The following is a 25,744-nucleotide window of genomic DNA, read 5'->3' as shown; positions in this document are numbered from 1 at the left end:
ACGGGGCGCCGTGCATTCCTGACCGCGGAACTCATGCCCGGTACAGGGCTTCGACCTCGGTGGAGTAGGCCTTCTCGATGGCCTTGCGCTTGAGTTTCAGCGACGGGGTCAGCAGCCCGTGCTCCTCGGTGAACGGCTGGGCCAGGATGCGGAAGGTGCGGATCGACTCGGCCTGGGACACCAGCGTGTTGGCCGCGACGACCGCCCGCCGCACCTCCGTCTCCAGGTCGGCGTCGTGCACCAGCTCGGCCGGGCTCATCCCGGGCTTGTTGCGCATCGTCAGCCAGTGGTCGACCGCGTCCTGGTCGAGGGTGATGAGGGCGGCGACGTAGGGACGGTCGTTGCCGACGACGATGCACTGGTTGACCAGCGGATGGTCCCGGACGCGCTCCTCCAGCAGGCCCGGCGAGACGCTCTTGCCGCCGGAGGTCACCAGGATCTCCTTCTTGCGGCCGGTGATGGTGAGGTAGCCGTCCTCGTCCAGCGACCCCAGGTCACCGGTGGCCAGCCAGCCGTCCTGGAGGGTCTCGTCGGTGGCCTTCGGGTTGTTGAGGTAGCCCTGGAAGACGTTGCCGCCGCTCAGCCAGATCTCGCCGTCGTCCGCGATGTGCACCGAGACGCCCGGGATGGGGCGGCCGACCGTGCCGTAGCGGGTGAGCTCGGGCGGGTTGGCGGTGGCCGCGGCGGTGGACTCGGTCAGGCCGTAGCCCTCGTAGATCTGCACGCCCGCGCCCGCGAAGAACAGCCCGAGCCGCCGGTCCATCGCCGAGCCGCCCGACATGGCGTTGCGGATGCGTCCGCCCATCGCCGCGCGCACCTTGGTGTAGACGAGCTTGTCGAAGAGCTGGTGCTGCATGCGCAGGCCCGCCGAGGGGCCCGGGCCGATGCCCCAGGCCTTGGCCTCCACCGCCTCCGCGTACTTCACCGCCACGTCGACGGCCTTCTCGAAGGGGCCGGACCTCCCCTCCTTGTCGGCCTTGCGCCGGGCCGCGTGGAACACCTTCTCGAAGATGTAGGGCACGGCCAGGATGAAAGTCGGCCGGAAGGCGGCCAGGTCGGGCAGCAGCGCGGCGGCGTTCAGCTGCGGCTGGTGGCCGAAGCGGACCCGGCCCCGGATCGCCGCGACCTCCACCATCCTCCCGAAGACGTGGGCGAGCGGCAGGAACAGCAGGGTCGACGCCTCGTCGCCCTTCCTGGAGTGGAACACCGGCTCCCAGCGCTCGATGACGGTGTCCGCCTCGTACATCAGGTTGCCGTGCGAGATGACGCAGCCCTTGGGGCGGCCCGTGGTGCCCGAGGTGTAGATGACGGTGGCGACCGAGTCGGGCGTGACCGCCTGCCGGTGCCGGTGCACCACCTCGTCGTCGAGGTGCGCACCGGCGTCGTACAACTGCTGGACGGCGCCGGAGTCGAGCTGCCACAGGCCGCGCAGGTGCGGCAGCCGGTCGATGACGGTGGCGATCGTCATCGCGTGGTCCTCGTGCTCCACGACCGCCGCCGTCACCTCGGCGTCGTACAGCATCCACAGGCACTGCTCGGCCGAGGACGTCGGGTAGACCGGCACCACCTGGGCGCCGATCGTCCACAGGGCGAAGTCGAAGAGCGTCCACTCGTAGCGGGTGCGGGACATGATGGCGACCCGGTCGCCGAAGCGGATGCCCTGCGCGAGCAGTCCCTTGGCCAGGGCCAGTACCTCGTCGCGGAACGCGCCGGCGGTCACGTCCCGCCACCGTCCGTCCTCGTCCTTGCGGCCCAGCGCGATGTGCTGCGGGTCGTCCTCGGCATGCCGGAAGACCACGTCGGCCAGACCGCCCACCGGTGGTGCCGACGCCGTCGGAGGGTTGGTGAACTCGCGCAAACCCCGCTCCCCGCTCCTGGTGACGCCCCGCACGGCGCGGTGAAAGCTACCCCACCCGGAGCGGGGGCGGGAGGGCCGGCGAAAGCGGACCGGGCCCGTGTCCGCGCTGGTCAGTGAAGGAAAATGCGCTCACATGGGGAAGGGTCGGACACTTTCCTGACCGTTGCGCGTGATTCGGTGCCCTAATCTCCACCGAATCTGTACGCCGCGCTTACCGCCGGTACGGAGCCGTGGACGCCGCGGTCTCCTCCTTCAGCGCGGGCGCCCCGGATTCCGTCACACCTGCGTCCGGACGGCCGCGGTCCGCCCGGACCAGGACGAGCACCAGCACCCCGGCGAGAGCCGCGACCGCGCCCGCGGCCACCGCCGCCGCGTTCAGCCCCGAGGCGAAGGCGGCCCGCAGCGCGTGCTCTCCGAACGCCTCCCGCAGGGCGCCTGCCGCACCGCCCGCCAGACCGTGCGCCGCCTCCTGCGGCAGCGTGTCCGACATCCGCGAGGTCAGCACCGTGCCGAAGACGGCGATGCCGAGGGCGTAGCCGAGCTGCCGGAAGGTGTTGACCGCACCGCCCGCCATCCCGGACCGCTCCGGCTCCACCGCCGCCAGCGCCGCCCCCGAGATGCCCGGCGATACCAGCCCGGTCCCGACGCCCACCAGCAGCAGCCCCGGCACCAGCGCGGACGCGCCGGAGCCGGCGTCCAGGAACGCCATGCAGAACTGGCCCGCCGCGATCAGCAGCAGTCCGCCCCCGACGGTGAACCGCGCCGGCACCCCGTGCAGCAGCCGCCCGCCCGCCGCGGCCACCACGAACGACGCCAGCGACAGCCACAGGAACACCGCCCCGCCCCGCACCGGGCTCATCCCGAGCAGCGTCTGCAGCCATATCGAGGTGTACGCCATGACGCCGAACGCCGCCGCGTTGAACGCGAGCGCGCCCAGCATCACGCCCGAGAACGCGGGCCGCAGGAACAGCCGCGGGTCCAGCAGCGGATCGGCGACCCGCCGCTCCACCGCCGCGAAGGCACCCAGCGCCACGGCCGCGAGACCGAAGGCGGCGAGGGTGCCGCCCTCCGTCCAGCCGTGCGAGCCGGCCCGCACCGCCCCGTACGTCACCGCACCGGCGAACGCGGCGAAGACGGCCGTACCCGCCCAGTCCACGCGGCGCCCGCGCGGGGCCCGCGACTCCGGCACCACGCGCAGCGTCAGCCACACCGCCGCCACGCTCACCGGCAGGTTCACGTAGAAGATCCACCGCCAGCCGGGGCCGTCGGTGAGCAGCCCGCCCAGCACCGGGCCCACGGCCGCCGCGGCGCCGCTGACCGCGCCCCACACCCCGAGCGCCACCGACCTCCGCCGCCCCTGGTAGACGGAGCCCAGCAGCGGCAGCGTCGTGGCGAACATCGCCGCCGCGCCCACTCCCTGCACGCCGCGCGCGGCGACCAGCATCCCCGGCCCGGTGGCGAGCCCGCACAGCAGCGACGCCGCCGCGAACAGCACCACGCCCGCCACGTGCACCCGGCGCCGGCCCAGCACGTCGGCCGCCGCCCCCAGCCCCAGCAGCAGCGCCGCCAGCGCCAGCGCGTATCCGTCCATCACCCACTGCAGATCGCTCAGCGACGCGTGCAGCCCCCGTGCCATGTCCGGCAGTGCGACGACCGCGATCGTCACGTCCAGCAGCAGCATGAACGTCCCGAGGCACACCGCCGTGAGCGGCCCCCATGTACGCATGTCCCGTCGTCCCCTCGTGTTCTCCGTGTACGTGTACCTCCGTACGATGAGCGCTGCCCGGCCGAACACACCGGTGTATGGCCCGTTCGCGACGGAACCCGATGGGAGTACGCACCGTGAGGATGGAATCCGATGTCTTCGACGACCTCGACCTGCGGCTGCTCGACGCGCTGGAGGTCAACGGCCGCGCCTCCTTCAGCCGGATCGGCTCCGTGCTCGGCGTCTCCGACCAGACCGTCGCCCGCCGCTACCGCAGGCTGTGCGCCGAGGGGGGCCTGCGCGTGGTCGCCGTCCGTGACGCCGACCGTCTCGGCCAGGACCACTGGACGATGCGGCTGCGCTGTGTGCCCGACAGTGCCGTGGCCGTCGCGGACGCGCTCGCCAAGCGCCCGGACACCAGCTGGATCGGGATCGCGGCGGGCGGCACGGAGATCGTCCTCGGCACCCGGCCGCGCAGTGCCGGCGACCGCGACGACCTGTTGCTCGGCAAGCTGCCCCGCACCCCGCGCGTCCTGGAGGTCCGCGCCCACCAGGTGCTGCACCGCTTCTACGGCGGTCCGAACGGCTGGCTGCGCAAGTTCCGGGTGCTCGGCGACGAGGAGGTCGCCGCCCTGCGGCCCGATCCGGCGCCGCACGCCACGGGGCCCGCCCGCATCGATCCCGAGGACGAACCGCTGCTGGCGGTCCTGGAGCGCGACGGCCGCGCCGGCTACCCGGAGCTGCGGCGCGCCACCGGCCGTTCCGAGTCCGCCGTCAAGCGCCGCCTCGCCGCGCTGCTCGGATCCGGCGCCGTCTACATCGACGTGGAGTACCACTCCGAGATCCTCGGCTACCCGTTGGCCGCCTTCCTGTGGATCACCACCAGCCCGGCCGCGCTCCACCGGGTCGGCGAGGCGCTCGCCGCGCACGACGAGATCGCCCACGCCGCCGCGACGGCCGGCCCGTCCAACATCATCGCCACCGCCGTCGTCCGCAGCACCGCCGACCTGTACGCCTACCTGAGCGGCCCGCTCGGCCGGCTGGAGGGCGTCCACCACGTGGAGGCGGCGCCGTTCCTGCGCCGGGTCAAGCAGCTCACCTACGCGAGGCCGGCCCGCTGAGTCCGGTGCAGCCGGTCGCCGCCGGCCAGGATCGCCGCCGCGAGGGCGTCCGCGGCGCCCTGCGCGGAGGGCCGGCGCCTTCCGTGCACCAGCACGAAGTCGACGTGGCCCAGCTCCGGCAGCCCGGCCCGGTCCGGCACCTGCACCAGGCCGGGCGGGACGAGGCCCCGCGAGTGCGCCATCACGCCGAGGCCGGCGCGGGCGGCCGCGATCAGCCCGTTGAGGCTGCCGCTGGTGCAGGCGACGCGCCACTCGCGGCCCTGCCGCTGCAGCGCGTCCAGCGCGAGCGCGCGGGTGATGCCGGGCGGCGGATAGACGATGAGCGGCACCGGACGGTCGGGATCGAGGCGCAGCCGCTCCGCGCCGATCCACACCAGCCGGTCGCGCCGGACCGGCTCGCCGCGCGGGTCCTCGGGGCGCCGCTTGGCCAGCACCAGGTCGAGCTTCCCGGCGGCCAGCTGTTCGTGGAGCGTGCCGGACAGTTCCACGGTCAGCTCCAGGTCGACCTCCGGGTGCTCCTGCCGGAAGCTCTCGAGGATCTCCGGCAGCCGGGTCAGCACGAAGTCCTCGGACGCCCCGAAGCGCAGCCTGCCGCGCAGCCGGGTGCCGGTGAAGAAGGCCGACGCCTGCTCGTGCACCTCCAGGATGCGGCGCGCGAAGCCGAGCATCGCCTCGCCGTCCTCGGTCAGCTCCACGGAGTGCGTGTCACGCGTGAACAGCTGCCGCCCGGTGGCGTCCTCCAGCCGCCGCACGTGCTGGCTCACGGTCGACTGGCGCAGCCCGAGCCGCCGTGCCGCCTGCGTGAAGCTCAGCGTCTGGGCCACGGTCAGGAAGGTCCGCAGCTGGGAGGGGTCGTACACGCGCCCCACCGTACCCGGTGATCGCTTCGTGTGATGACAGTGAGAGCGGTGTACCGGATTCCCGATCGCCGGGCGGGGGAGCAGGATGGGACAGGGGCCCGTGGCTCCCGGAGCACGAAGAGAACGAGCAAGTGGAGCACTGTGAAACGCCTGCGACGGCCGCGCCGGATGCCGGTCGACCCCTACATCCTGCTGCTGCTCGGGACGGTGGGCCTCGCGGCGCTGCTGCCGGCCCGCGGGACGGGTGCCGATGTCGCCTCCGGGGCCTCCACGGTCGCGATCGCGTTCCTCTTCTTCCTGTACGGAGCCCGGCTCTCCACCCGTGAGGCGATGGACGGGCTGCGCCACTGGCGGCTCCACGTCACCGTGCTGGCCTGCACCTTCGTCGTCTTCCCGCTGCTGGGCCTCGCGGCCCGCGGCCTCGTCCCGGCGCTCCTGAGCGACCCCCTGTACCAGGGGCTGCTCTTCCTCACCCTGGTCCCGTCCACGATCCAGTCGTCCATCGCCTTCACCTCGATCGCCCGCGGCAACGTGCCCGCCGCGATCTGCGCGGGCTCCTTCTCCTCGCTCGCGGGCATCGTGCTCACCCCGCTGCTGGCCGCGGCCCTGCTGGGCAACAGCGGGGGAGGATTCTCCGCCGACTCGCTGATCAGGATCGTGCTGCAGCTGCTGGTGCCGTTCGTCGCCGGCCAGGTGCTGCGCCGCTGGATCGGGGGGTTCGTGGCCCGGCACAAGAAGGTGCTCGGACTGGTGGACCGCGGCTCGATCCTCCTCGTCGTGTACACCGCGTTCAGCGAGGGCATGGTGCAGGGCATCTGGCACCAGGTGAGCCCGGCCCGGCTGGCCGGCCTGCTGGTCGTGGAGGCGGCGCTGCTCGCCGTGATGCTGCTGCTGACCTGGTACGGGGCGAGGGCGCTGGGCTTCGGCCGGGCCGACCGGATCGCGATCCAGTTCGCCGGCTCCAAGAAGTCCCTCGCCTCCGGCCTGCCCATGGCGAGTGTGCTGTTCGGCGCGCACGCCTCGCTCGCCGTGCTGCCGCTGATGCTCTTCCACCAGATGCAGCTGATGGTGTGCGCGGTCATCGCCAAGCGGCGGGCGCACGACCCCGAGGCGTCCGCCGCGGACGAGCCGGCCGAGACGTCACGGACGGCCGTCGGCACGGGCGGACGCTCCCGCTGAGCCGCGTCCCGGGACAACGCGCCGGCGGACTCCTCAGGGGACGAGTACGACCTTCCCGAGGTTGCGGCGCGACGTGACGGCCTCGTGCGCCTTCGCCGCGTCCTCCAGCCCGAACCGTCCGTGCACGGCGGGCCGGAGCGTTCCCTCGGCGAACAGACGCCACAGCTCCCGGCGCCACTGTTCGTACAGCTCCGGCTGCTCGCGGGCGACGCGCGCCATCTGGAACCCGGTCACCGTCCGGGCGGCCACCAGCAGGTCGTACGCCCGGACGGTCCCGCCGCCCGAGCTGTACGCCACCAGCCGGCCGCCCGGGGCGAGGGCGGCGACGGCCGGAGTGAGCAGGTCGCCGCCCACCCCGTCGAGGACGTGGTCGACCGGCTCGCCCCAGTCGTCGTCGCCGTAGACGACGATCTCGTCGGCGCCGAGGGAGCGCACGAAGTCCGCCTTGGCCGGGTCGGAGACGGCGCCCACGACGCGGGCCGCGCCGCGGGTCCGCGCGAGCCGCACGGCGAGCTGGCCGACCCCGCCGGCCGCGGCCGTCACGAGCACCGACTCGCCCGGCCGGGGCTGGGCGGCCGACAGGGCGCCGAGCGCCACCAGGCCGCTGCGGACCAGGGCGACCGCGTCGACGGCACCGGCCCCGTCGGGGACGGGTGAGGCCATCTCCTGGCGCAGCACGGCGAAGTCGGCGTAGCCGTGCCCGAAGCAGAGGCCGGTCACCCGGTCGCCCGCCCGGAAGCCGGTCACGCCGTCGCCGGTGGCCACCACCTCCCCGGCGACCTCGCCGCCGAGCGGTATCGGCTCGGCCGCCTCGGTGACCTTGCGCACCACCGGCAGGGTGACGCCGACCGCCGCGCAGCGCACCAGCAGCTCACCCGGTCCCGGCTCGGGGACGGGGACGTGCTCGAGGAACAGCGGGCCGGCGGGGCACGAGTAACGGACGCGGCGCATGTGGGGCCTTCCCATGTCGTTGGTGGTCCCAACGATATGGGAAGGTCATAGGGGAGTCCAACGGTTTCGGCCGCGCTGGCTCAACCGCGACGGCCGAAGAGTGCGGGTGGCGACGCCCGGCGGGCGTGGGTGGCCGCGTACCTCCCCGGTCAGCCGGACCGGCGCCCGCCGCCGTCGTCGTCCGGGTCGACGCCGGTGAAGGCGGAGTCGTCCCTCGTGCCGCTGGGCCGGCCGGACCGGCCCCTGCTGCCGGTGTCCCGCATGCCCTTCTCCGGCTCGGCCGCGTGCTCCTCGCCCCGTCGCGTGCCGCTCTTCGCGACGTCACCGGGGGTCGGGGTGCGCTCCTGCGCCGACCGCTTCCGGCCCGGTCCCGGCGAGGGGGCGTGCTCCTCGGCGTGGAAGGACCGGCGGGCGCTGGGATTGTCCTGCTGCCGCGTCTCGTCGACGTCCGGGGACCAGCCGTGGTGCCCGGACTCCTGGTGCCGGCCGGTCTCGCGGCCGCCCGGTGATTTCGGTGACTTGCGCTCCTCCGGCATGTGCCGACCCGCCTGTCCGCTCGCGTGGAAAGGCACCTTCCCGTGCCCAGGACTTCTCAATTGTCCCACTCATCACCTTTCGCGACATTTCGATCCGCGTGGGCCCGGAGGTGCCCGGCTGCCGGTGTCCCGCCCCGCCGCGGTGGCGGCCATGTGGCGACGGGTCTCACCCCTGAGGGTGACGTGCGGGATTCGTGTCGACGCTCTCGGCGCGGGATGTCCGACCATCGCAGGCATCCGGTCACCTCGCGCCGCCGCCGGCGGCACCGTCCGAAGGGTCGCCATGCGCATCCCGCTCGTCGCCGACGCCCGTCGGCTGGACCGCCCGAGCGTGCGCGTCCTCGCGGTTCACCGCCGGGGTCACCCGACCGGCCGAGCGCGGGGCGGTCTCCCCGGGGGTGATCCGCGCGATCCGGGAGCGGGCGGTCGGGCGCCTGTGCGCCGTCCTCCTCGCGCCGGGTGGCGCCGTATCGCGCGGCTCGCCGGGCCTTCGATCGCGAAGGAACGGCGTCCGTCCGAACGGCCGCTTCGAGTGCGGTGGCCGCCGCGGTGGCCGATTCTGGGCAGCATCACGGGCCTGTCGGTCCGGTCTGTCGTATTCCTCCCCTGGAGGCAGTGATGAACGCAGCAATCCCGGCCACGAGCGCCGAGCCGGAGGCCTCCGGCGCCCCCGGCACGGACGAGAAGCCGATCCACATCCTCTGGATCAACGCCGGGCTGAGTTGCGACGGCGACTCGGTCGCCCTGACGGCCGCGATGCAGCCCAGCATCGAGGAGATCGCCCTCGGGGTGCTGCCGGGCCTGCCGAAGATCGCCGTCCACTGGCCGCTCATCGACTTCGAGTGCGGACCGGTCGGCGGGGCGGACACCTTCATCGAGTGGTTCTTCAAGGGCGAGCGCGGCGAGATCGACCCCTTCGTCCTGGTGGTCGAGGGATCCATCCCGAACGAGGCGATCAAGCAGGAGGGGTACTGGTGCGGCTTCGGCGACAATCCGGAGACCGGCCAGCCCATCACCACCAGTGAGTGGATCGACCGGCTCGCCCCCAAGGCGCTGGCGGTCGTGGCGATCGGCACCTGTGCCACGTACGGCGGCATCCACGCCATGGCCGGGAACCCCACCGGCGCGATGGGAGTGCCCGACTACCTCGGCTGGGACTGGAAGTCGCAGGCGGGCATCCCGATCGTCTGCGTACCGGGCTGCCCCATCCAGCCCGACAACTTCGCCGAGACCCTGACCTACCTCCTCTACCAGGCCGCCGGGTCGGCGCCGATGATCCCGCTGGACGACAAGCTCCGCCCGAGCTGGCTGTTCGGCGCGACCGTGCACGAGGGATGCGACCGGGCCGGCTACTACGAGCAGGGCCAGTTCGCCACCTCGTACGACTCGCCCAAGTGCTCGGTGAAACTGGGCTGCTGGGGACCGGTCGTGAAGTGCAACGTGACCAAGCGCGGCTGGATGAACGGCATCGGGGGCTGCCCGAACGTGGGCGGCATCTGCATCGCCTGCACCATGCCCGGATTCCCCGACAAGTTCATGCCGTTCATGGACGAGCCGCCCGGCGGCAAGTTCTCCAGCACCGCCAGTGGCGCCTACGGCGCGGTCATCCGCAGGCTGCGGACCATCACGGCCAGAACGGTGGACAAGGAGCCCAAGTGGCGGCACACCGGCCGGGAGATCACCACCGGCTACCGGCCCCCCTGGTGACCGCCGCCGCGCCCGCTCCACCGGCCCGCCGAGGCACCGGCCGACGACCAGCTCACCGACCCGACCCGACCGAAGGGCAGCACAGACACAATGGCGACCTCGACGACGACCGGTGACGGCACCGGCCTGGTGGAGATGGCGTGGGACCCGATCACCCGGATCGTGGGCAGCCTCGGCATCCACACGAAGATCGACTTCAAGCAGAAGAAGGTCGCCGAGTGCTACAGCACCTCGTCGGTCTTCCGCGGCTACAGCGTCTTCATGCGGGGCAAGGACCCGCGTGACGCGCACTTCATCACCAGCCGCATCTGCGGCATCTGCGGCGACAACCACGCCACCTGCTCGGTGTACGCGCAGAACATGGCGTACGGCGTGAAGCCGCCCCACCTGGGCGAATGGATCATCAACCTCGGCGAGGCCGCCGAGTACATGTTCGACCACAACATCTTCCAGGAGAACCTGGTCGGGGTCGACTACTGCGAGAAGATGGTCCGCGAGACCAACCCCGGCGTGCTGGAGCTCGCCGAACGCACCGAGGCGCCGCACGCCGCGGAGCACGGCTACCGCACCATCGCCGACATCATGCGCTCGCTCAACCCGCTGGAGGGCGAGTTCTACCGCGAGGCGCTCCAGGTCAGCCGCTACACCCGCGAGATGTTCTGCCTGATGGAGGGCCGCCACGTGCACCCCTCCACGCTCTACCCGGGCGGCGTCGGCACCATCGGCTCGGTCCAGCTCTTCACCGACTACATGTCCCGGCTCATGCGCTACGTCGAGTTCATGAAACGGGTCGTGCCGCTCCACGACGACCTCTTCGACTTCTTCTACGAGGCCCTGCCCGGCTACGAGGAGGTCGGCCGCCGACGGGTGCTGCTCGGCTGCTGGGGCGCGCTCAACGACCCCGAGTACTGCGACTTCACCTACGCCAACATGTCGGACTGGGGACGGCGCATGTTCGTCACCCCGGGCGTGATCGTGGACGGCAAGCTCGTCACCAACGACCTCACCGAGATCAACCTCGGCATCCGCATCCTGCTCGGCAGCTCGTACTACGAGGACTGGGAGGGCCAGGAGCAGTTCGTCACGCACGACCCGCTCGGCAACCCGGTCGACCCGCGCCACCCGTGGAACCAGCACACCATCCCGGCACCGCAGAAGCGGAACTTCGACGACAAGTACAGCTGGGTCATGTCACCGCGCTGGTTCGACGGCAAGGAACACCTCCCGCTCGACACCGGCGGCGGTCCCATCGCCCGGCTGTGGTCCACCGCCCTGTCCGGGCTCGTCGACATCGGCTACGTCAAGGCCACCGGCCACAGCGTCGTCATCAACCTCCCGCGCACGCTCACCAAGCCGGAGACCACCTTCGAGTGGAAGATCCCGAAGTGGAGCAACGCGCTGGAGCGCAACCGCGCCCGGACCTACTTCCAGGCCTACTCGGCCGCCGTCGCCCTGCACTGCGCCGAGATGGGCCTCGCCGAGGTACGCGCCGGACGCACCCAGACCTGGGAGAAGTTCGAGGTGCCCGAGGAGTCCATCGGCGTCGGCTTCACCGAGGCGGTGCGCGGCGTGCTCTCCCACCACATGGTCATCCGGGACGGGAAGATCGCCAACTACCACCCGTACCCGCCGACCCCGTGGAACGCGTCCACCCGCGACACCTACGGCACCCCCGGCCCGTACGAGGACGCCGTGCAGAACACCCCGATCTTCGAGGAGAACACGCCGGAGAACTTCAAGGGCATCGACATCATGCGCGCCGTGCGCAGCTTCGACCCCTGCCTGCCCTGCGGCGTCCACATGTACGTCGGCGACGGCAGGACGGTGAAGTCCATGCACGTGCCCACCGGACTGAGCGGCCTGGCCGGATGAGCCGCGGGACCGACGCGGAGACGGCGGGACGCCGGGTCGAGGAGATCCTGGACCGGCTCGCCGCCTCCGGCGACCGCGCGGCGTGCGAGGCCGCCGACGAACTGGTGCGCGTCCTCATGGAGTTCTACGGCGCTGGGCTGGCCCGCGCCGTGGACCTGTTCGGCCGCGACCGCCGTGCGCCGGCGGGGGACGCCCTGGACGCCCTCCTCGGCGACGAACTCGTGGCCGGCCTGCTGGTACTGCATGGGCTGCACCCCGACGACACCCCCACCCGCATCGCCCGGGCCCTCGGGGACCTGCCGCAGCCCCTGGAGAGCACCGGCTTCGACCCGGCGACGGGCGAGCTGCGACTGCGCCGGACCGGCTCCGCGGGCTGCGGGTGCGGCGACAGCCGGGAGGCCGTCGAGGAAGCGGCACGCGACGCGCTCGCCTGTCTCGCCCCGGAGGTCACGGCCGTGGTGCTGGAGGAGGCGGTACGGGAACCGGTCCTGCTCCAGATCGGGCCGGGCCCCGCGCACCCGGCCGGCACGAGCGGCGGCCCGTCGGCCGCCACGGCCCCGTGAGCACGCGGCCGCCCGGGCCGGAACGGGCCGGACAGCGCCCCGCACCCCGGGGACTGGCCCGCTTCACCACGCCCCGGGGGCCCCGCGAGGAGCGCTGCGAACTGTGCTCGGCACCGCTGGCCGGCGACCGGCACCGGCACCTCGTCGACACCGAGAAGCGGGCGCTGGCCTGCTCCTGCGGACCCTGCGCCCAGTTGCTGGACCGCCCGGGCGCAGCGGCGGGCCGCTTCCGCACCGTTCCCGGACGCTACCTGAGCGACCCCGCGCACCGCATCGACGAGCAGGCCTGGGAACGCCTGCGCATCCCCGTCGGCGTCGCGTTCTTCTTCCACAACTCCGCGCTCGACCGGCCGGTCGCCCTCTACCCGAGCCCGGCCGGCGCGACCGAGAGCGAACTGGAGCCGGAGACGTGGCAGTCGGTCCTGGCGGCCTCCTCGCTGGCCGGGCTCCTCGAACCCGACGTCGAGGCACTGCTGCTGCGCCGCCACCAGGGCCGCGTCGAGTGCCACCTCGTACCGATCGACGTCTGCTACGAACTGGTGGGCCGTATGCGACTGCGCTGGCAGGGCTTCGACGGGGGCGCGGAGGCGCGCGCCGACCTGGACGCCTTCTTCGCCGAGGTCCGGGACCGGGCCCGCGAGCCCCGGGGGAGCCGATCGTGACCGACTTCGCCTTCACCTGCACCGGGGTGCGCGCCGACCCGTACGCGGCCGGCCCCACCCTCGTCTTCCGGCTGCGTGTCACCGCCTCCCCGGGCACCCGCGTGCACGCGCTGGCGCTGCGCTGCCAGATCCGCGTCGAACCCGCGCGCCGGGGCTACGCCGACGGCGAGGCCCGGGCGCTGACCGACCTGTTCGGGGAGCGGTCCCGCTGGGGCAGCAGCCTCAAGCCCGTGCAGTTCGCCCAGGTCCCGGTGATGGTCCAGGGCTTCACCGGCGAGACCGAGACCGACGTGGTGGTGCCCTGCACCTACGACATGGACATCGCCTCCGCCCGGTACTTCCACGCCCTGGAGGAGGGCGAGGTGCCGCTGCTGATGCTGTTCTCCGGCACCGCCTTCACCGGTGCCGGCGGCTTCCACGTGGAGCCGGTTCCCTGGGACCGGGAGGCCACGTGCCGGATGCCGGTGAAGACCTGGCGGGAGATGGTCGAGCAGCACTTCCCGGGCTCGGGCTGGGTGCGGCTGCCGAACGACACCTTGGACGCGCTGCTCGCCCACCGGTCCCGGAAGGCGCTGCCCTCGTGGCAGGCGACCGTCGAGGACCTGCTGCGGGCGGCCGGGGAGAGAACACCGTGACGACACCGACGACCCCGACGACACCGACGACCCCCGCGGCCCCGGCGAGGACGACGACGCCGGACTTCGCCCCGGCGACCGAGGCCCGCATGGCCGTCGCCCGCCACGTGGCCGACACCGTGCTGTTCGAGGGATACGTGCTCTACCCGTACCGGGCCTCGGCCACCAAGAACCGGCTGCGCTGGCAGTTCGGAGTCCTCGTGCCCCCGTCCTGGACCGCGGTCGCCGAGGAGCACGACTTCCAGCGCACCGAGCTGCTGATGGAACCCCGGCGGGGGGCGACCCTCGCCTTGGAGACGCGCTTCCTGCACGCCGGCCGGCGCACCGTCCAGCGGGCGCTGCCGGACGGCGGCTTCGAGACGGTGCCCGAACTGCGCCTGGACGACCGGGTGCTGGTTCCCTGGGACGAGGGACACGAGGAGCAGGTGCGGCTCACCGTCGCCGTCGACGAGCTGGCCGGCCCGGGCGTCGTCGTGCCCTTCACCCGGCCGGCCGCCGAGACCACCGAGCCGGTCACGGACGAGGCCGGACGGGTCGTGGGCCGGCTGGTGCGCCGCCGGGAGGAGATCAGCGGGGTGCTGCGGATTGCCACGGGCGAACTGGACGGCCCGTACACCACGCGACGGCTGAGCGTGGTCGTGGAGAACACCAGCGACTGGACGCCCGCCGAGGACGCCGGCCGTGACGCCGCCCTGTCCCGCTCCCTGGTCGCCGCGCACACGCTGCTGTGCCTGGACGCCGGGCGGTTCCTGTCGCTGACGGACCCCCCGGAGTGGGCCGGCGGCGAGGTGGCCCGCTGCCGCAACCTGCACACCTGGCCCGTGCCGGCCGGCGAACCGGGCACCGAGGACCTGGTGCTCTCCTCGCCGATCATCCTGGAGGACCATCCGTCCATCGCCCCCGAGAGCCCCGGTGCCCTGTACGACGCCACGGAGATCGACGAGATCCTCGCGCTGCGCACCGCCGCCCTCACCGACGAGGAGAAGCGCGAGGCCCGGGGCACGGACGACCGGGCCGCCGCGGTGATCGACCTCGCCGACTCCCTGCCCGCGGAGGTGCTGGAACGCCTGCACGGCGCCGTACGCGGCCTGCGCGAGGTCACCACGTCCGGGACGCCCCGCACGCCGGCACCGGCGGCCGGCATGCCGGACCTCGGCCCGGCCGCCCCGTGGGCCGGCGCGGGGGGAGCGGACGGCGCCCCGCGGCCGGACACCCCGTGGTGGGACCCGGGTGCGGACGCCTCCGTGGACCCCGCCCACGACCACGTCCTGGTCGGCGGCCGGCCGGTGCGGGCGGGCAGCCGCGTCGTCCTGCGGCCCCGGCTGCGGCACACCGACGCCCAGGACCTGTTCCTCGACGGCCGCCGCGCCCTGGTCGAGGCGGTCCTGCACGACGTGGACGGGGGCGTGCACATCGCGGTCACCGTCGAGGACGACCCGGGCGCCGACATCCGCCGCGAACAGGGCCGTTACCTCTACTTCCAGCCCGACGAGGTCGACGTCGCCGACCCGGGGGAGGCCTCGTGACCGCCGAGCCGGCACCGTCCCGCCCGCACACGCTGGTCGCCGGAGTGGGCAACGTCTTCCTCGGCGACGACGGCTTCGGCGTCGAGGCCGTCCGTCTCCTGGCCGGACAGGACCTGCCCGCGGGCGTCGAGGTCACCGACACCGGCATCCGGGGCGTCCACCTGGCCTACCAGCTCCTCGACGGCTACGACACGCTGATCCTGCTGGACGCGACGGCCCGGGGCGGACCGCCGGGATCGCTCTACCTGATCGAGGCGCCGGAACCCGGCACCGGGCCGGCACCCGCCGGCACCGCCCTGGACGGGCACCGGATGTCGCCGGACGCCGTACTGGCACTGCTGGGCACCCTGTGCGCGGGCACGGGCGCCCGGCCCCCGCGGCGCGTCCTGGTGGTGGGCTGCGAACCCGGCACCGTCGAGGAGGGCATCGGCCTCAGCCCGCCCGTGGCCGCCGCGGTGCCCGACGCGGTGCGCATGGTCGGCGAACTGGTCCGCGACTCGGCCGTCGTCTGACGGCGAAGCAGCAAGCCCGAAGAGCCCCGAACCCACCCCCAACGGAGACCCCCATGAACAAGCAGCTCGTCGGTGGTGCCGCCGCCACCGTCACCGCCACCGCCCTGACGGCCTTCGTCGCCGCCTTCTGGCCCGACATCCGGCGCTACCTGCGCATCCGCAGGATGTGACGCCGGCACGGTCGCGCCTGCACCGAACGGGCTATGCGCCCGGCGTGCCGGGCGACCCGGCGCTCCGGGGCCCCCTTGAATGAGCCGCGAGACACAACCCCGGGCCAGGACGGAGTGGCGATGCACGAGATGTCCGTCGCCCTGTCGGTCGTGGACCAGGTCGAGCGGGCCGCACGGTCCCGGGGCGCGCACGGCGTCCGTCACGTGCGCGTCGACATCGGCGAACTGGCCGGCGTGGTCCCCGAAGCGCTCGGTTTCTGCTTCGAACTCGCCTGCGCCGGAACGGTCCTGGAGGGCTGCGAACTCCTCACCCGCCCGGTCCCCGGCCGGGCGTCCTGCGAGCCGTGCGGGCGGGACTGGGCGACGGGAATGCCCCCCGACATGGTGTGCTCCCGCTGCCGCGGGGCCGCCACCGGACTGCTGACGGGCCGCGAACTGACCATCACCGAAGTGCGCTGGGCCGACGCGCCCCCGGCGCACCGCACCGCCACCGCACCCCGAACCGAGGAGAACTGACGATGTGCCGCACAGTCGACCTCCGGCAGGCCGTACTGGCCAAGAACACGATGGCGGCAGGCATCCTGCGCACCGAACTGACGGCCCGCGGCACGACGGTGGTCAACCTCCTGTCCAGCCCGGGCAGCGGCAAGACGGCCCTGCTGGAGCGCGAGCTGCGGCTGGCCCGGGAGAGGGACGTCGCCGTCGCGGCCCTCACCGCCGACCTCGCCACCGAGAACGACGCCACCCGGCTGGCCCGCTCGGGAGCCCCCGTCAAACAGGTGCTGACCGACGGGCTGTGCCATCTGGAGGCGGACATGCTCGCCGGGCACCTGCACGACTGGCTGCCCGACGACACCCGCCTGCTCTTCGTGGAGAACGTCGGCAACCTCGTCTGCCCGGCCTCCTACGACCTGGGCGAGTCCCTCCGGGTCGTCCTCGCCTCCGTCACCGAGGGGGAGGACAAGCCGCTCAAGTACCCCACCGCGTTCGGCCTGGCCCAGCTCGTGATCGTCACCAAGTCCGACCTGGCCGCACCGGCCGAGTTCGACGAGGCGGCCTTCCGCGCCCACGTGCAGCGGGTCAACCCCGGCGTGGAGGTCGTCCTCACCTCCGTCCGCACCGGCGAGGGCGCCGGTGTCCTCGTCGACCGGGCGCTCGCGGCGGCCGGGGGACACGCCGTGCACGCGCCGGTGATGGCCAGGGCGCACGCGTGAGCACCGCCCCCGACGCCGGCGCGCCACCACGCCCCGCCGGGTCCGCACGTCGCGCCCGTGCCGTCGTCCGGGGCGTGGTGCAGGGCGTCGGCTTCCGTCCGTTCGTGTACGGGCTCGCCACCGGACTCGGCCTCGCCGGACACGTGACCAACACCGGCGACGGCGTCGTGGCGGAGGTCGAGGGCCCGGCGACGGCCGTCGACCTGTTCCTCGCCCGCCTCGGACCCGGCGCACCGCCCCTCGCGATCGTGGAGTCGGTGGAGACGTCCGACCTCCCGGCCACCGGCGACAGCGGCTTCCGCATCGTCCCCTCCCGGGCCGGCGACCGGGTCCGCACGCTCGTGGCACCCGACACCGCGACCTGCCACGACTGCCTGGCCGAACTCGCGGACCCCACCGACCGGCGCCACCGCCACCCCTTCATCACCTGCACGCACTGCGGCCCCCGCTTCACCATCGTCACCGGCCTGCCCTACGACCGCGCCCACACCACGATGGCGGGCTTCCCCCTGTGCCCGGACTGCGCCCGCGAGTACGACGACCCCGCCGACCGGCGCTTCCACGCCCAGCCCGTCGCCTGCCCCGCATGCGGACCGCGCCTGCGGCTCGTCACTGCGGCCGGCACCGACGCCACCGGCCCGGACGGAACCGACCCCGTGGCCGCCGCCCGCGCGCTGCTCGCCGCGGGTGCCGTACTCGCCGTCAAGGGCATCGGCGGCTACCACCTGGCCTGCGACGCCACGCGTGCCGGGACGGTCGCCGAGCTGCGCCGTCGCAAGGCCCGCGGCGACAAGCCGTTCGCGGTGATGGCCCCGGACGTCCCCGACGTCGAGCACCTCGTCCACGTCGGCCCGCTCGAGCGCGAGCTGCTCACCGGGCGGGTGCGGCCCGTCGTCCTGATGCGCCGGCGCGCCGGCGTCCGGCCCGCCCCCGGCCTGCCCGTGCCCGCCCGCGCCGTCGCGCCGGGCAGCCCCGACCTCGGCGTCATGCTGCCGTACACGCCCGTCCACCATCTGCTGCTCGGCACGGACGGTCCGGACAGCCGCACTGACGCACCCCGGCTGCTGGTCATGACGAGCGGGAACCGCTCCGGCGAACCCATCGTCACGGACGACGAAGAAGCCCTGGAGCGCCTGGCCGGGCTGGCCGACGCCTGGCTCACGCACGACCGCCCGATCCACGTCCCGTGCGACGACTCCGTGGTCCGCGTCTGCGACGGCGAGCCGCTGATGCTGCGCCGCTCCCGCGGCCACGCCCCGCTGCCCGTCGCACTGCCCGCCCCGGTGGCCCCGGCGCTGGCGGTCGGCGGCGACCTGAAGAACGTCTTCGCCCTCGCGCAGGGCGACCGGGCCTGGCTCTCCGCCCACATCGGCGACATGGACGACCTCGCCACCCAACAGGCCTTCGGCCGGGCCGAAAGCCAACTGGAGACCGTCACCGGCGTACACCCGAAGCTGCTGGTGACCGACACCCACCCGGCCTACCGGTCGGCCGACTGGGCGCGGCGGCACGCCGGGGGCCGCGCCGTGCTCCGCGTGCAGCACCACCACGCGCACATCGCCTCGGTCATGGCCGAACGGGGCCTGCCGGACGGCACCCGGGTGATCGGGGTCGCCTTCGACGGCACCGGGCACGGGGACGACGGCGCGGTCTGGGGCGGTGAGTTCCTGCTCGCGGACTACGACGGATACCACCGCTTCGCGCACCTGGCCGAGGTGCCGCTGCCCGGGGGCGACGCGGCGGTGCGGCGGCCGTACCGCATGGCGCTGGCGCACCTGCACGCGGCCGGTCTCGGCCACGACCCCGCCCTGCCGTGCACCGCCGCCTGCCCGCCCGCCGAACTCGCGGTGCTGACACGCCAGCTGGAGAGCGGCCTGAACTGTGTCCCCACCACCAGCATGGGCCGGCTCTTCGACGCCGTCTCGTCGCTGGCGGGGGTCTGCCACCACGCGGGGTACGAGGCGCAGGCCGCGATCGAGCTGGAGGCGGCGGCGGTGTCCGCGGGGGACGGCGCGGACGACGACCCGCGCTACGCCTTCGGCCTCGGCGGAGAGCGGTCCGGCGGCGCCCCGCTGACCGCCGATCCCGCGCCCCTGCTGGCCGCCGTCGCCTCGGACGTGCGCGACGGGACCGCCACGGCCCTGATCGCGCTCCGGTTCCACCACGCCGTCACCCGCATGGTGCGGACGGTGTGCGGCGCGGCCCGCGAGGCGACCGGCCTGCGGACGGTGGCACTGAGCGGCGGCGTGTTCGCCAACACGCTGCTCTCCGAGGCCTGCGCCCGCGGACTGCGCGCGGACGGCTTCACCGTGCTGCGCCATCGCGACGTCCCGCCCAACGACGGCGGACTGGCGCTCGGTCAGCTCGTCGTGGCCGCCCGTACGGGAGCCAGGAGCGGATGACCGGAGCGGGCCCGCCGCTCGACGAGCGACGCGACAAGTGAGGAGACACGCATGTGCCTGGCGGTACCCGGCAGAGTGCTGGGCGTGGAGGAACGGGACGGCACCCGAATGGCCACCGTCGACTTCGGCGGCGTGGTCAAGGAGGTGTGCCTGGAGTACCTGCCCGACCTGCAGGTCGGTGAGTACACGATCGTCCACGTCGGTTTCGCCCTGCAGCGGCTCGACGAGGAGTCGGCCCGCAGGACGCTGGAGCTCTTCGAGAACCTCGGCATGCTCCAGGAGGAGTTCGGTGACCCGTGGGAGCAGGCGGCACGGGCCGAGGGCGGCGAGGACCTCGCCGGGGAGGTGCGGCGGTGAAGTACATCGACGAGTTCCAGGACCCCGAGCTGGCGGCGCGCCTGCTCGACGACATCAGGGCCACGGTGACCCGGCCGTGGGCGCTCATGGAGGTGTGCGGCGGCCAGACCCACACCATCATCAGGCACGGCATCGACCAGCTCCTGCCGGACGAGGTGGAGTTGATCCACGGTCCGGGCTGCCCGGTGTGCGTGACCCCGCTGGAGGTCATCGACAAGGCACTGGAGATCGCCTCCCGGCCCGGCGTGATCTTCTGCTCGTTCGGTGACATGCTCCGGGTTCCGGGCACGGGCCGCGACCTGTTCCAGGTCCGGGGGGCGGGCGGCGACGTCCGCGTGGTCTACTCCCCGCTCGACGCGCTGCGCATCGCCGAGGACAACCCCGACCGCGAGGTCGTCTTCTTCGGCATCGGCTTCGAGACCACCGCCCCGCCCAACGCCATGACCGTCCACCAGGCCCGCAGACGCGGCATCCGCAACTTCAGCCTGCTGGTCTCGCACGTGCGGGTACCACCCGCGATCGAGGCCGTCATGCAGTCGCCGGACTGCCGGGTCCAGGGCTTCCTGGCCGCCGGGCACGTGTGCAGCGTCATGGGGACCGACGAGTACCCGGCGCTCGCCGAGCGCTTCGGGGTGCCCATCGTGGTGACGGGCTTCGAGCCGCTGGACATCCTGGAAGGCGTACGGCGGACCGTGCGGCAGCTGGAACGCGGCGAGCACACGGTCGACAACGCCTATCCGCGGGCCGTCCGGCCCGAGGGGAACCCGGCCGCGCGGGCGATGCTGGACGACGTCTTCGAGGTCACCGACCGCGCCTGGCGCGGCATCGGGGTCATCCCGGCCAGCGGCTGGCGCCTGTCCGACCGCTACCGGGACCACGACGCGGAGTACCGGTTCGACGTCGGCGACATCGCCACGCGCGAGCCCGCCGAGTGCCGCAGCGGTGAGGTCCTGCAGGGGCTGCTCAAGCCGCACGAGTGCGAGGCCTTCGGGACCACGTGCACCCCGCGCACACCGCTGGGAGCGACCATGGTCTCCAGCGAGGGCGCGTGCGCCGCGTACTACCTGTACCGCCGGCTGGATCTGCCGGCCCGCCCGGCGACGGCCCCGGCCGCCGCCGCGCCCGCCGTGACCCTGGAGGACAGCTCCGTTGTCTGACACCACCGCAGCACCGGACATGCTCTCCTGGACCTGCCCGGCGCCCCTGCGCGACGGTCCGCGCGTGGTGATGGGCCACGGCGGTGGCGGCACCCTGTCCGCCGAGCTCATCGAACAGATCGTGCTGCCCGCGGTCGACGGCCCGGCGCCGGCGCCGCTGAACGACTCCGCCGTGGTCGAGCTCGGCGGGGCGCGGCTCGCCTTCTCGACCGACTCCTTCGTGGTCCGGCCGCTGTTCTTCCCCGGCGGAAGCATCGGCGACCTCGCCGTCAACGGCACGGTCAACGACCTCGCGATGAGCGGAGCCCGCGCCGCCTACCTCTCCTGCGGCCTGATCCTGGAGGAGGGCGTCGAGATCGACACCGTCGCCCGGGTGTCCGAGGCGCTCGGGGCCGCCGCCCGGGCCGCCGGGGTGCGGGTGGTCACCGGCGACACCAAGGTGGTGGAGGCCGGGCACGGCGACGGCGTCTACATCAACACCTCGGGCATCGGCCTGGTGCCGGCCGGTGTCGACCTGCGCCCGGCACGGGTCGTCCCCGGCGACGTGATCCTGGTCAACGGCGCCATCGGCGTGCACGGCGTGGCCATCATGAGCGAGCGCGAGAACCTGCGGTTCGAGGCCGACGTGACGAGCGACTGCGCGGCGCTGGGCGGGCTCGTCGAGGCGATGCTGTCCGCCTGCCCGGACCTGCACGCGCTGCGCGACCCCACCCGCGGCGGTCTGGCCGCCTCGCTCAACGAGATCGCCACGGCCTCGGGGACCGGCGTCGTCGTGCGGGAGCGCGCCGTACCCGTGCCGCCCCCCGTGGCCGGCGCCTGCGCCATGCTGGGGCTGGACCCGATGTACGTGGCCAACGAGGGCAAGCTCGTCGCCTTCGCCCCCCGGGAGCACGCGGACGCGGTCCTCGCCGCCATGCGGGCCCACCCCCTGGGGGCCGACGCGGTGATCATCGGCGAGGTCGTCGCGGACCACCCGGGCATGGTCGTCGCCCGCACCGGGCTGGGCGGCACACGGGTGGTCGACATGCCGCTCGGGGAGCAGCTGCCGCGGATCTGCTGACCCGTCCGCGGGCTCGCGGCGGGCGGGGCCGGGTGCGGCGCGTCAGCCCGCCCGGCCGCGCCTGCCGGGCCGTGTGTCGAGGGTCCAGGTGTGGGTGCAGCCGGGGCACTGGAGGTGCACCCGCGGACCCTCGTTGGCTATGAGGTAGCGCCAGTGGACGGCGCAGTTCCGCTGTGCGGCGCACGTGGCGCAGCCGCGCGCGTCGTCGCAGCGGGGACAGGGGACCCAAGCCCGGCGGGCCCGGTCGGCCTGGGGATCAATGGGCAGCCGCATCGCCCGTCTCCCCTTCCCCTCCCGGCAGCACACCGGCCGCCACGAGCATCGCGTGCGTCCGCCGCTGCTCCGCGTCCAGTCCGGAGTAGAGCAGGGCGTGGGCCTCCTGCTCGGACCGCAGCGCGGCCACCGGGTCCCAGCCGGGGCCGAGCGCGGCCACCACCTCCGCCCGGCGCCGGGTCTCCTCCAGGGAGAGGTCGAGCTCGAAGGCATGGAGTCGCGGGGCGGGGTCGGCAGGCATGACGGGCGGCTTTCGCGGGGGGACGTGCTGGCCCAGCCACTCCTACCAGAGCGTGAAGGCTAGGGGAAAGGCGATGTGAGCGACGCCATCACCGGCGTCCGGCCCCCCACGGCACGCTGCATAGGCTGGCCCCATGGCCGACGCACCGCTTCCCGAGATCCGCTCCCTCCCCAGCTGGCAGCTCGGGAGGGCCGCCGCTCGGGGCCGGGCCCTGGTGGCCGGGGCGCTGGCCGCGGAGGGGCTGAAGATGTGGCACCACGTGGTGCTCTCCGCCGTCCGTGACCTCGCCCCCGTCGCCCAGGCCGACCTCGGCCGCGCCATCGGGCTCGACCCGAAGGACCTGGTCGGCGTCCTCAACGACCTTCAGGCTGCGAAGCTGGTCGTCCGCGCGCCGGACCCGGACGACCGCCGCAAGAACGCGGTGTCCCTCACCGAGGAGGGCGGGCGGGTGCTCACGCGGTGCGAGAAGGCGGCACGCGAGGCCAACGACGAACTGCTCGCGCCGCTCACCCCGGAGGAGCGGACGCAGTTCACCGACCTGGTCCGCCGGGTCGCCGCTCTCGACGCCGGCGGATGACGACGGGGCGACGGGTCAGCCCCGGGCGGCCGCGGCCTCCAGGGCGACGCGGTCCTCGCCCGCGTACACGTTCATGGAGGAGCCCCGCAGGAAGCCCACCAGCGTCAGCCCGGTCTCGGTCGCCAGGTCCACCGCCAGCGAGGACGGCGCCGACACCGCCGCGAGCACCGGGATGCCCGCCATCACCGCCTTCTGCGCCAGCTCGAAGGAGGCCCGGCCCGACACCAGCAGCACGGACCGGGACAGCGGCAGGTCGCCGTTCTGCAGGGCCCGGCCGACCAACTTGTCGACCGCGTTGTGCCGGCCCACGTCCTCCCGTACGTCCACCAGTTCGCCGTCCGCGGTGAACAGGGCCGCCGCGTGCAGGCCGCCGGTGCGGTCGAAGACCCGCTGGGCGGCGCGCAGCCGGTCGGGCAGGTCCGCCAGCAGCTCCGGGGTGACCCGGACCGGGGGAGTGTCGGCGATCGGCCAGCGGGCCGTGGTGCGCACCGCGTCCAGGCTCGCCTTGCCGCACAGGCCGCAGGACGAGGTCGTGTAGACGTTGCGCTCCAGCGTGATGTCCGGGACCGGCACGTCCGGGGCCGTCGTCACGTCGACCACGTTGTACGTGTTCGAGCCGTCGGCCGTGGCACCGGCGCAGTACACGATGTTCCTGAGGTCGCCGCTCTCGGCCAGCACCCCCTCGCTGACCAGGAAGCCGGCCGCCAGCGCGAAGTCGTCGCCCGGTGTGCGCATGGTGATCGCGAGGGGTTTGCCGTTCAGCCGGATCTCCAGCGGTTCCTCGGCCACGAGCGTGTCCGGGCGGGTGGAGACCGCTCCGTCCCGAATGCGGATCACCTTGCGTCGTTCCGTGACTCGTCCCATGTCCGTGCCCCTCGTACCGGTCGCTCCCGGTCGCGTACGTGCTGGCAGCCGAAACGGCTCTTGATGCACAGGTTGCCGTGGGTCACCGGGCCGTCGTGCGGCGGGGTGACCCCGACCGTCTCATTGTCCCGCACGTGCGGTGCCGGGTCGCGGCCCGCACCGCGGGACGCCCCCACCGTGCCCGTTCTCCTCCCGCCGCGCCTCGGGCAGAATTGGTTGTCCCCTCAACTGTCTTCTCAACCGTGCTTCGACTGCCTACGGTTGGGGACTCATGAGTCCCCCCATGGCACCCCCGGGCTGGAGCCGCTGGCTCGTTCCCCCCGCCGCACTCTCGGTCCACCTCTCCATCGGCCAGGCCTACGCCTGGTCCGTGTTCAAACCGCCCCTCGAGTCCGCGCTCGGACTCAGCGGCACGCAGAGCGCGCTGCCCTTCCAGCTCGGCATCGTCATGCTCGGCCTGTCCGCCGCCTTCGGCGGCACGCTCGTGGAACGGCACGGGCCGCGCTGGGCGATGACCGTCGCGCTGGTCTGCTTCTCGTCCGGCTTCCTGATCTCCGCGCTCGGCGCCGCGGTGGAGCAGTACTGGCTGATCGTCCTCGGCTACGGCTTCGTCGGCGGGATCGGCCTCGGCATCGGCTACATCTCCCCGGTCTCGACGCTGATCAAGTGGTTCCCGGACCGGCCGGGCATGGCCACCGGCATCGCCATCATGGGCTTCGGCGGCGGCGCGCTGATCGCCTCGCCCTGGTCGGCCCAGATGCTGGAGTCCTTCGGCGCCGACAGCTCGGGCATCGCGCTGGCGTTCCTCGTGCACGGGCTGACGTACGCCGTCTTCATGCTGCTGGGCGTGCTGCTGGTCCGGGTGCCGCGCCCCGGGAAGGCCGCGGACGGCGGCCCGGACGGGGCCGGGGGCGTGCAGGTCTCGGCGCGCGAGGCGGTGCGCACCCCGCAGTTCTGGCTGCTGTGGGTCGCGCTCTGCATGAACGTCACCGCCGGCATCGGCATCCTGGAGAAGGCCGCCCCGATGATCACGGACTTCTTCGCCGACACATCCACCCCCGTGTCGGCCACGGCCGCCGCCGGGTTCGTCGCCCTGCTCTCGGCGGCCAACATGGCGGGACGGCTCGGCTGGTCCACGGCCTCCGACCTGATCGGACGCAAGAACATCTACCGCGTCTACCTGGGCGTCGGCGCACTGATGTACACGCTCGTCGCCCTGTTCGGCGACACCTCCAAGCCCCTGTTCGTCCTGTGCGCCCTCGTCGTCCTCTCCTTCTACGGCGGCGGCTTCGCCACGGCACCCGCCTACCTCAAGGACCTCTTCGGCACCTACCAGGTCGGCGCGATCCACGGGCGGCTGCTCACCGCCTGGTCCACGGCCGGGGTCCTCGGGCCGCTGATCGTGAACTGGATCGCGGACCGGCAGGAGGAGGCCGGGCGGCACGGCCCGTCCCTGTACGGACTGTCGTTCGTCATCATGATCGGGCTGCTGGCCGTCGGCTTCGCGGCCAACGAGCTGATCCGCCCGGTCCACGCCCGCCACCACATGACCGCCCCCGCGCAGAAGGAGGCCGCCGATGTCCCCCGACAGCAGCCAGAGTCCGCCTGACCTGCCCGACCGGCGTCCGCTGATCGCGTTCACCTGGCTCTGGGTGGGCGCGCCGCTCGCCTACGGGCTGTACGAACTCGTCCGCAAGGCGACCCAGCTGTTCACCGGATGAGGGGAACGGGCGCCCCGGACG

General features: G+C 73.5%; 27 protein-coding genes and 1 pseudogene. 19 read left to right on the top strand and 9 right to left on the bottom strand.

Annotated features, from left to right (window positions below):
- Positions 1-31: 31 nt before the first annotated feature.
- Complete coding sequence (locus ACFWJB_RS10030) at positions 32-1,858, bottom strand: AMP-dependent synthetase/ligase (RefSeq protein ID WP_386921461.1); 1,827 nt, start codon at positions 1,856-1,858, stop codon at positions 32-34.
- 211 nt (positions 1,859-2,069) lie between these two features.
- A complete protein-coding gene (locus tag ACFWJB_RS10025; protein ID WP_386921459.1) occupies positions 2,070-3,584 on the bottom strand; it encodes an MFS transporter in 1,515 nt (504 codons plus the stop codon).
- A 122-nt stretch (positions 3,585-3,706) separates the two neighbouring features.
- On the opposite strand from ACFWJB_RS10025, the gene ACFWJB_RS10020 reads away from it, so the two are divergent.
- Positions 3,707-4,684 carry an Lrp/AsnC family transcriptional regulator gene (locus ACFWJB_RS10020; RefSeq protein WP_386921457.1) on the top strand — a complete coding sequence of 326 codons (978 nt, stop codon included), beginning with the start codon at positions 3,707-3,709 and terminating at the stop codon, positions 4,682-4,684.
- Here ACFWJB_RS10020 and ACFWJB_RS10015 read toward each other — a convergent pair.
- Positions 4,663-5,544 (bottom strand): LysR substrate-binding domain-containing protein, encoded by an 882-nt coding sequence (locus ACFWJB_RS10015; RefSeq protein WP_385463575.1) that lies wholly within the window; start codon positions 5,542-5,544, stop codon positions 4,663-4,665. The genes ACFWJB_RS10020 and ACFWJB_RS10015 overlap by 22 nt on opposite strands.
- A 168-nt stretch (positions 5,545-5,712) precedes the next feature.
- Between ACFWJB_RS10015 and ACFWJB_RS10010 the strand changes: the two genes are divergently transcribed.
- On the top strand, positions 5,713-6,723 hold the full coding sequence (locus tag ACFWJB_RS10010) for a bile acid:sodium symporter family protein (RefSeq protein WP_386921479.1): 1,011 nt from the start codon (positions 5,713-5,715) through the stop codon (positions 6,721-6,723).
- Positions 6,724-6,756: 33 nt separating this feature from the next.
- On the opposite strand, the gene ACFWJB_RS10005 is transcribed toward ACFWJB_RS10010, so the two are convergent.
- Positions 6,757-7,674, bottom strand: a complete 918-nt coding sequence (locus ACFWJB_RS10005) for a zinc-binding alcohol dehydrogenase family protein (RefSeq protein WP_385463569.1) — start codon at positions 7,672-7,674, stop codon at positions 6,757-6,759.
- A gap of 149 nt (positions 7,675-7,823) precedes the next feature.
- The gene (locus tag ACFWJB_RS10000) at positions 7,824-8,210 is read right to left on the bottom strand and encodes a hypothetical protein (RefSeq protein ID WP_386921454.1); all 387 of its coding nucleotides are present in this window, start codon (positions 8,208-8,210) and stop codon (positions 7,824-7,826) included.
- A gap of 618 nt (positions 8,211-8,828) precedes the next feature.
- Between ACFWJB_RS10000 and ACFWJB_RS09995 the strand changes: the two genes are divergently transcribed.
- The 14 genes from ACFWJB_RS09995 to hypE all read left to right on the top strand — a co-directional run bounded on the left by ACFWJB_RS09995 (position 8,829) and on the right by hypE (position 22,047).
- Complete coding sequence (locus ACFWJB_RS09995; protein WP_385463564.1) at positions 8,829-9,917, top strand: hydrogenase expression protein HypE; 1,089 nt, start codon at positions 8,829-8,831, stop codon at positions 9,915-9,917.
- Positions 9,918-10,007: 90 nt separating this feature from the next.
- Positions 10,008-11,789, top strand: a complete 1,782-nt coding sequence (locus tag ACFWJB_RS09990) for a nickel-dependent hydrogenase large subunit (protein WP_385463561.1) — start codon at positions 10,008-10,010, stop codon at positions 11,787-11,789.
- Complete coding sequence (locus ACFWJB_RS09985) at positions 11,786-12,352, top strand: hypothetical protein (protein WP_386921452.1); 567 nt, start codon at positions 11,786-11,788, stop codon at positions 12,350-12,352. The genes ACFWJB_RS09990 and ACFWJB_RS09985 overlap by 4 nt, the downstream gene beginning before the upstream one ends.
- Entirely contained in the window at positions 12,349-13,014 is a 666-nt protein-coding gene (locus tag ACFWJB_RS09980; RefSeq protein WP_385463555.1) for a DUF5947 family protein, read from the top strand. Before ACFWJB_RS09985 ends, ACFWJB_RS09980 begins: the two co-directional genes overlap by 4 nt.
- The gene (locus ACFWJB_RS09975; protein WP_385463552.1) at positions 13,011-13,649 is read left to right on the top strand and encodes a DUF6084 family protein; all 639 of its coding nucleotides are present in this window, start codon (positions 13,011-13,013) and stop codon (positions 13,647-13,649) included. The genes ACFWJB_RS09980 and ACFWJB_RS09975 overlap by 4 nt, the downstream gene beginning before the upstream one ends.
- An 89-nt stretch (positions 13,650-13,738) precedes the next feature.
- A complete protein-coding gene (locus tag ACFWJB_RS09970; RefSeq protein WP_386921477.1) occupies positions 13,739-15,175 on the top strand; it encodes a hypothetical protein in 1,437 nt (478 codons plus the stop codon).
- Entirely contained in the window at positions 15,172-15,687 is a 516-nt protein-coding gene (locus tag ACFWJB_RS09965) for a hydrogenase maturation protease (protein WP_386921449.1), read from the top strand. The genes ACFWJB_RS09970 and ACFWJB_RS09965 overlap by 4 nt, the downstream gene beginning before the upstream one ends.
- A gap of 53 nt (positions 15,688-15,740) precedes the next feature.
- Complete coding sequence (locus ACFWJB_RS09960; protein WP_385463546.1) at positions 15,741-15,857, top strand: DUF6893 family small protein; 117 nt, start codon at positions 15,741-15,743, stop codon at positions 15,855-15,857.
- A 120-nt stretch (positions 15,858-15,977) separates the two neighbouring features.
- Entirely contained in the window at positions 15,978-16,373 is a 396-nt protein-coding gene (locus ACFWJB_RS09955) for a hydrogenase maturation nickel metallochaperone HypA (protein ID WP_385463543.1), read from the top strand.
- A gap of 2 nt (positions 16,374-16,375) precedes the next feature.
- Positions 16,376-17,071: a hydrogenase nickel incorporation protein HypB gene (hypB, locus tag ACFWJB_RS09950; protein ID WP_385463540.1), complete on the top strand. Its 696-nt coding sequence runs from the start codon at positions 16,376-16,378 to the stop codon at positions 17,069-17,071.
- Positions 17,068-19,473 (top strand): carbamoyltransferase HypF, encoded by a 2,406-nt coding sequence (gene hypF / locus ACFWJB_RS09945; RefSeq protein ID WP_386921446.1) that lies wholly within the window; start codon positions 17,068-17,070, stop codon positions 19,471-19,473. Before hypB ends, hypF begins: the two co-directional genes overlap by 4 nt.
- Before the next feature lie 51 nt (positions 19,474-19,524).
- The gene (locus ACFWJB_RS09940) at positions 19,525-19,830 is read left to right on the top strand and encodes a HypC/HybG/HupF family hydrogenase formation chaperone (protein WP_385463534.1); all 306 of its coding nucleotides are present in this window, start codon (positions 19,525-19,527) and stop codon (positions 19,828-19,830) included.
- Positions 19,827-20,987: a hydrogenase formation protein HypD gene (gene hypD / locus ACFWJB_RS09935; RefSeq protein WP_386921443.1), complete on the top strand. Its 1,161-nt coding sequence runs from the start codon at positions 19,827-19,829 to the stop codon at positions 20,985-20,987. Before ACFWJB_RS09940 ends, hypD begins: the two co-directional genes overlap by 4 nt.
- A complete protein-coding gene (gene hypE, locus ACFWJB_RS09930; protein ID WP_386921441.1) occupies positions 20,980-22,047 on the top strand; it encodes a hydrogenase expression/formation protein HypE in 1,068 nt (355 codons plus the stop codon). The genes hypD and hypE overlap by 8 nt, the downstream gene beginning before the upstream one ends.
- 42 nt (positions 22,048-22,089) lie before the next feature.
- Here the strand turns inward: hypE and ACFWJB_RS09925 are convergent, their stop codons facing one another.
- A complete protein-coding gene (locus ACFWJB_RS09925) occupies positions 22,090-22,320 on the bottom strand; it encodes a hypothetical protein (protein ID WP_385463525.1) in 231 nt (76 codons plus the stop codon).
- Positions 22,304-22,561 carry a DUF6400 family protein gene (locus tag ACFWJB_RS09920; RefSeq protein ID WP_385463522.1) on the bottom strand — a complete coding sequence of 86 codons (258 nt, stop codon included), beginning with the start codon at positions 22,559-22,561 and terminating at the stop codon, positions 22,304-22,306. Before ACFWJB_RS09920 ends, ACFWJB_RS09925 begins: the two co-directional genes overlap by 17 nt.
- A 133-nt stretch (positions 22,562-22,694) precedes the next feature.
- Between ACFWJB_RS09920 and ACFWJB_RS09915 the strand changes: the two genes are divergently transcribed.
- Entirely contained in the window at positions 22,695-23,138 is a 444-nt protein-coding gene (locus ACFWJB_RS09915) for a MarR family winged helix-turn-helix transcriptional regulator (protein WP_385463519.1), read from the top strand.
- A 15-nt stretch (positions 23,139-23,153) separates the two neighbouring features.
- Here the strand turns inward: ACFWJB_RS09915 and fdhD are convergent, their stop codons facing one another.
- Together fdhD and ACFWJB_RS09905 are read right to left on the bottom strand one after the other, a co-directional pair.
- On the bottom strand, positions 23,154-24,002 hold the full coding sequence (fdhD, locus tag ACFWJB_RS09910; protein WP_385463516.1) for a formate dehydrogenase accessory sulfurtransferase FdhD: 849 nt from the start codon (positions 24,000-24,002) through the stop codon (positions 23,154-23,156).
- Positions 23,972-24,139: pseudogene (locus ACFWJB_RS09905) on the bottom strand (hypothetical protein); the annotation flags it as partial. The pseudogene ACFWJB_RS09905 and the gene fdhD, both read right to left, overlap by 31 nt.
- A 134-nt stretch (positions 24,140-24,273) precedes the next feature.
- On the opposite strand from ACFWJB_RS09905, the gene ACFWJB_RS09900 reads away from it, so the two are divergent.
- Together ACFWJB_RS09900 and ACFWJB_RS09895 are read left to right on the top strand one after the other, a co-directional pair.
- A complete protein-coding gene (locus ACFWJB_RS09900; RefSeq protein ID WP_386921438.1) occupies positions 24,274-25,611 on the top strand; it encodes an OFA family MFS transporter in 1,338 nt (445 codons plus the stop codon).
- Positions 25,580-25,723, top strand: a complete 144-nt coding sequence (locus ACFWJB_RS09895; RefSeq protein WP_189232443.1) for a hypothetical protein — start codon at positions 25,580-25,582, stop codon at positions 25,721-25,723. Before ACFWJB_RS09900 ends, ACFWJB_RS09895 begins: the two co-directional genes overlap by 32 nt.
- The last annotated feature ends 21 nt before the right edge of the window (positions 25,724-25,744 follow it).

The organism is Streptomyces sp. NPDC127100, from assembly GCF_042724095.1.
GTDB lineage: Bacteria > Actinomycetota > Actinomycetes > Streptomycetales > Streptomycetaceae > Streptomyces.
The sequence above is the reverse complement of the archived record's forward strand: the minus strand, read 5'-3'. Positions and strand labels throughout refer to the sequence as shown.